This window comes from Zhongshania aquatica, from assembly GCF_027257955.1.
GTDB lineage: Bacteria > Pseudomonadota > Gammaproteobacteria > Pseudomonadales > Spongiibacteraceae > Spongiibacter > Spongiibacter aquatica.
In genome coordinates, this window is record NZ_JANZNQ010000059.1 from 1 (window position 1) to 5539 (window position 5539).

Sequence of the window (5539 nt, forward strand, 5' to 3'; positions counted from 1 at the left end):
CCGTAAATCTTAATGCCTAGGTCTGAGCGAACACCTGAAATCAGTTCATTAAAGCGAAGCTGTATCGGTTGGCTGATCTCGAACGCGTTACCGGGAATGAGCGTCAGTTTTTGCCGGATATCTTCTAGCAATTGGGCTTTAGACTTGTCGGGGTCGGGCCAGTCTGTACGATCTTTCAGCATCACATAGCCATCAGAGATGTTTGGCCCCATGGGATCACTGGCAACCTCTGCGGTGCCGACACGTGAGAAGTAGGTTTTTACTTCCGGTATTTCCAGTACGGCGCGTTCAAGCCGAAACTGCATGTCGAGGGATTGGGTGAGGCTGGTGCCCGGAATCCGCAAAGCCTGAATGGCAATATCACCTTCATCCAGATTCGGAATAAACTCTGTGCCCATTTTTGTGGTCACGCCACCAACCGCGATAACGAGCAGCACCGCGCCAGCTAATACACCGATACGGAATTTGAGTACCCACGTCAGAATTGGGGTATACACCCGTTTTGATTGGCGAACAATGATGTTGTCCTTTTCTTCAATGCGGCCAGTGAGCAACAGTGCGACTGCAGCGGGCACAAAGGTTAATGACAGCACCAAGGCCGACAATAAGGCGATGATCACGGCCATGGCCATAGGCGTAAACATTTTCCCCTCCACGCCGGTGAGAGCGAGGATCGGCAAGTTTACTAAAATCACTACCAGAACGCTGATCAAGCTTGGCGTAAAAACTTCCCGTGTCGCGGCGAAAACGGTTTGGAAACGTTCATCCAGTTTGAGTATCCGGCCGAGTTGATGCTGCCTACCAGCCAGTCTTAGTATGCAGTTCTCAACAATAATCACTGCGCCGTCGACGATAAGACCAAAATCGAGCGCCCCCAAACTCATCAGGTTGGCACTGACTTTGGCTTGTACCATACCGGTCATGAGCATTAGCATTGACAGCGGAATGACCATCGCAGTGAGTAAAGCGGCGCGGACGTTGCCGAGCATGACTAATAAAACAACGACAACCAGTACGGCACCTTCAAGCAGGTTCTTCTGTACGGTTGCAATGGTTTTATCGACGAGTACGGTGCGGTTATAGACGGGCTCGGCGGTGATCCCTTTGGGCAGTGTTTTATTGATTTCCACCAGTTTTGCGGAAACCGCCTCTGAAACACTGCGACTATTACCGCCCAACAGCATCACGGCGGTGCCGAGTACGGTTTCTTCCCCATCGCGCGTTGCCGCGCCGGTACGGAGCTGCTTGCCAAAGCTGATGTCGGCGACATCTGCTACTGTTATCGGGATACCGTCTTTGTGTGCGACGATGATCTTCTCCAGTTCAGCAATGTCCGCCACTTGTCCAGGTGCGCGAATAAGGTATTGCTCACCATTTTTTTCAATGTAACCCGCTCCAACATTGGCGTTGTTTTTTTCTATTGCCTCAACCAAGTCATCAAAGCTTAGGCCGAAGGTTAATAGGCGGGCTGGGGTGGGAGTGATGTGAAATTCCTTTTCAAAACCTCCTATCGTGTTGATTTCCGTCACACCATTGACCAGACGCAACTGGGGACGAATGACCCAATCTTGCAGGGTGCGCAAGGCAGTCGCATCATATTTCTCGCCGTTTGGCTGGCGAGCATCGTCGTCTGCGTGCACCGCGTAGTGAAAAATCTCCCCGAGGCCGGTCGCTACTGGCCCCATCACGGGTTCAATGCCCGAGGGCATATCACTTTTGGCCTGCTGCAAACGTTCATTGATCAGGTTGCGGGCAAAGTAAATGTCCGTCCCTTTTTCAAATACAACGGTGACCTGAGAGAGCGCATATCTCGACAAAGAGCGGGTACTCTCTACGTAAGGTAAACCGGTGATCGCCAGCTCGACCAAGTAGGTAATACGCTGCTCAACTTCCAGCGGTGAGTAACCGGGTGCACTTGTATTAATTTGTACCTGTACATTAGTGATATCGGGTACGGCATCTATGGGCAGGTTTTGATAATTCCAAACACCGAGTGCACTGATGGCGAGCGCAAAAAACATGATCAGCCAACGGCGGGCAATGGAAAATTGAATTAGTTTATCGATCATAGCTAGGCCCTACTACGGTCTCGCACCACGAAATATCGTAGTGCTGGTGGCAGAAACTGCGCTTGGAGTTCGCAGTGCGGCGGATGTGATTAATGTCCATGCTCAGCATCCTCCTTGCCCATTTCAGACTTCAAAACAAAGCTGTTTTTGATTACATATGTTTCGCCAACTTTTAGTCCACGCAGTACTTCGCTGGTTTCGCCATCTGTGCGGCCTAAGGTGATATTGCGAGGTTCAAAACCTTCGTCTCCTTTCACGAAAATGACGGTTTCACCTTCGATTAGTTGCACAGCTTCATTGTTGATAACAGTGGCTGCAGCAGTTTCGGTTTGGGTGATTTCGGCATTAACAAAAAGCCCGGGTTTCCATTGGTTGTCGACATTGTTCAGCAGGACGCGCGCTGTGGTGGCTTGATTAGAAGGGTTACCCTGAGTGGCAATAAAGATAATTTTCCCTTCGCCCGTGCTGGAGTGGTTAGTGCTTTTTATCCGTACCGTTTGCCCCAATGCGAGCTTGGCGATGTCTTTGGGGAACACGGAAAGATCTACCCAAACGCTAGAGTAATCTTCAACAACAAGCAGTGTTTTACCGTTTGTTTGTTCGCCAATATTGGCGTTGCGCTGACTAATGACACCATTAAGTGCCGAATAAATAGGGTAGGTTTTTAGGCTTTCATTCGCCTCAACAGTGACAAGTACATCACCTTTACGGACGTTATCACCAATGGTTTTATTAACGGAGCGGATGACGCCGTCGAACCGGGCCGTGACGGCTTGGGCTTGTTCCGCGTTGCTCGTAATAATCCCGTAAACGGCTAAGGTTTCTCGAATTGCGCCAGGCCCAACTTGGGCTAGGCCGATACCCGCGTGCTTCATTTGCTCCTGAGAGAGTTCAATGTGCCCCTCGTCATGATCTTCTTCATCGCCATGTCCGCTTTCGGCTAGCGCGAATGACGCTGAAAAGCAAAGTGTGGCGTAGAAAATGGCATTAATAATGGGATTTTTAATCGTATCGTATATATTCATTGTACTGTTCCTGAAAAATCGCTTGATATGCTGTAGGGCGTCGAGGACAAGGGCTCTGCTGTTAGCTGTTCAATTTCGGCGCCATAAGTAAGTGCAGACGCAGCCGCTTCGATCAGTGTGCGCTGAGCATTTAGTAGTTCCTGCCGTGCAGACACGTAATCCAAATAGCCATAGCGCCCACGTTCATAGGCAGTTTGAGTTTCTTTGAGTGCATCTCGCAGCGCAGGTATGATGGTGCTTTGTAGTGTTTCGGCCGCGAGAATTGCTTGTTTTCTATTGTGGAATGCACGGAACAATTGTGTGTGCATACTCAGTAAAGCCACTTCTTTTTGTACATAGATTTCATTGCGCTGAGCGCGCGCTGCGGAGACCGCCCCTGTGTTTCTTCTGCCGGAAAACAGCGGCATGCTGAAGCCCGCCACCAGTGCAGAATCATCGTTTGCTTGAAATCGACGCACGCCTAGCGACCAACTGACATCCGCTTTGGATTGTGTTGCGGCAACGCGCAGTTCGGCATCCTTGAGGCGCTCTTCAGCCGCAAAAATGAGGATTGCTGGATTCTTCTCCATTTTTGCGAAGAGTGAGTCAAACTCAATATCGGTGCCAAAGTGATATAAATCACCTTCAAGTGTCACAAAAGTAGGCGTTTTTTCACCCCAGAGCGCAGCGAGGGAAACCTTTAAGTAGGCAAGCTGCTGCTGGGTGGACTGTAGCGTTAGGCCTGCCTGTGACGCGGCTGCGAGTGCTCGTTTCACCTCTGCTTCAGGCGCTGCCCCAGCTTTGGCGCGCCGTCTCACGATCTTAAGCGCTTCATTGGCAAGCCTATTGGCTTCAATCGCTAGGGTAACCTGCTCCTGTGCAGCAAGCGCATCCACATAACGGCGGGTCACTTCGCCTAATAATTCCAATGATTCCACTTGTCGCTGTGCATCGATCACTGAGCGACTACTTGAAACAATACCCCGCCTCGCTGCGCGCTTATCGCCCATTTCCAAAACAGAGGAGAGCGAAACGGTAAGTTCTGCGCCATCAAACCCACTGAGCTCATCAGCGCCAGAAAAATTTTCTGCGTCAATTCCTAGCTCATAGGCAGGCTTTAGCGCCGCCATTTGCATCTGCCCACTTAGTGCAGAATTGCGAAACTCAAAAGCCTTTAAGGACGGGTTTAACTCGATAGCACTCTTAAGTGCAGCATTGAGCGTAAGGGATTTATTTGTAGCTTCAGCGTGCGCAAAAGATATTTGCCAGCCGAAAAAAAAACATAAAAGCACCAGCTTTTTAAAGCTGTGTTGCGTGCGCCATACGAATCTCGTAGGCATAAAAAAGCGAATAACCATGTAAAAATCCACGTTTAATAGACGGAATCATGCTAAACATTACGGAAATAACCGAAATGTCGTTAGATTAGTAAAACGTAGGCTTAGGCTTTGGGAGGGCGATAGAAAGAGAATAGCGGGTCGTTAGGAATCGCCATATTATATTGGGTTTTGAGTAATACAGTGCTCGGAGCAGATGTAAATGCTAGGAGGGCAGGAACTAGCTGGCCATGATGACAAAAACCGCAGTGGTCGCAGTTGTCTAAATGTGTCGAATCTTTAGTATTAAGCTGCTTAACAATTAATTCGTTTTGAGTGATGTCACTTTGATCAAATGCAGTCAATGGACTTGCGTCTTGAACATCATGGTTATCCGCAAAAGCAAATACTGACTGGCAAGCAATCAGTATTATCAGCAGATAATATGTCCAATGTTTAGTCACAATTAACCTTTTTAATGAATGCGATTTGGTATCCGTTTGCGGTTGAGACGCTGAGCTACTTAAGATTTTAACTTCAGAATTCGGTACGCGCCATGCAACACAATGACAGAAATAACCAAGCCAATCAGCAAGTCAGGGTAGCGCGAACCTGTTGCTGCGACAAGCACACCGGCTAAAATAATACCCACATTGGAGATCACATCGTTCGATGAGCAAATCCAGCTTGCCGTCATGTGTGCGCCATCATCCTTGCTTTTAGATATCAAAATTAGGCATGTTACGTTGGCAATCAAAGCGATAACGCCAAAAATCATCATCAGTGTGGATGCTGGTTCACTGCCAAACATAAATCGTCGTATCACTTCACTTAGCGCACCTATAGCTAACGCTAGTTGCAACCATCCTGAAAGGTGAGCAGCCTGCAGCTTCCTTTTGACGCTGTGGCCGACTGCGTAGAGTGCCACGCCATAAATTGTTGCGTCAGCAAACATATCTAGCGAGTCTGCAATAAGCCCAGCAGATTGAGCCAACCACCCAACCAAAAATTCAACGACAAACATGGTTGCGTTAATCGCAAGTAACCATTTTAGGATGGTACCTTCTTTTAAACTAGCCTCTTTTGCTGACGCCATCACTTGCGACAGTTCATCGTGGTCTAAATTGTGAGTATCTTTAATTTTCGCGCC

The 5539-nt window shown here is 48.7% G+C and carries 5 protein-coding genes; all 5 read right to left on the reverse strand.

The window, feature by feature from the left end; translation table 11 throughout:
* On the reverse strand, window positions 1-2069 hold a 2069-nt coding region (locus O9X78_RS20320; protein WP_269621527.1), incomplete at its 3' end, for an efflux RND transporter permease subunit.
* 89 nt (window positions 2070-2158) lie between these two features.
* The gene (locus tag O9X78_RS20325) at window positions 2159-3094 is read right to left on the reverse strand and encodes an efflux RND transporter periplasmic adaptor subunit (protein WP_269621528.1); all 936 of its coding nucleotides are present in this window, start codon (window positions 3092-3094) and stop codon (window positions 2159-2161) included.
* The gene (locus O9X78_RS20330; protein WP_123181032.1) at window positions 3091-4431 is read right to left on the reverse strand and encodes a TolC family protein; all 1341 of its coding nucleotides are present in this window, start codon (window positions 4429-4431) and stop codon (window positions 3091-3093) included. Before O9X78_RS20330 ends, O9X78_RS20325 begins: the two co-directional genes overlap by 4 nt.
* 83 nt (window positions 4432-4514) lie before the next feature.
* Window positions 4515-4853, reverse strand: coding sequence for a hypothetical protein (locus O9X78_RS20335; protein WP_123181031.1), 339 nt, complete (start codon window positions 4851-4853; stop codon window positions 4515-4517).
* Window positions 4854-4912: 59 nt separating this feature from the next.
* A partial coding sequence (locus O9X78_RS20340) for a cation efflux transmembrane domain-containing protein (RefSeq protein WP_269621529.1) occupies window positions 4913-5539 on the reverse strand: 627 nt, incomplete at its 5' end.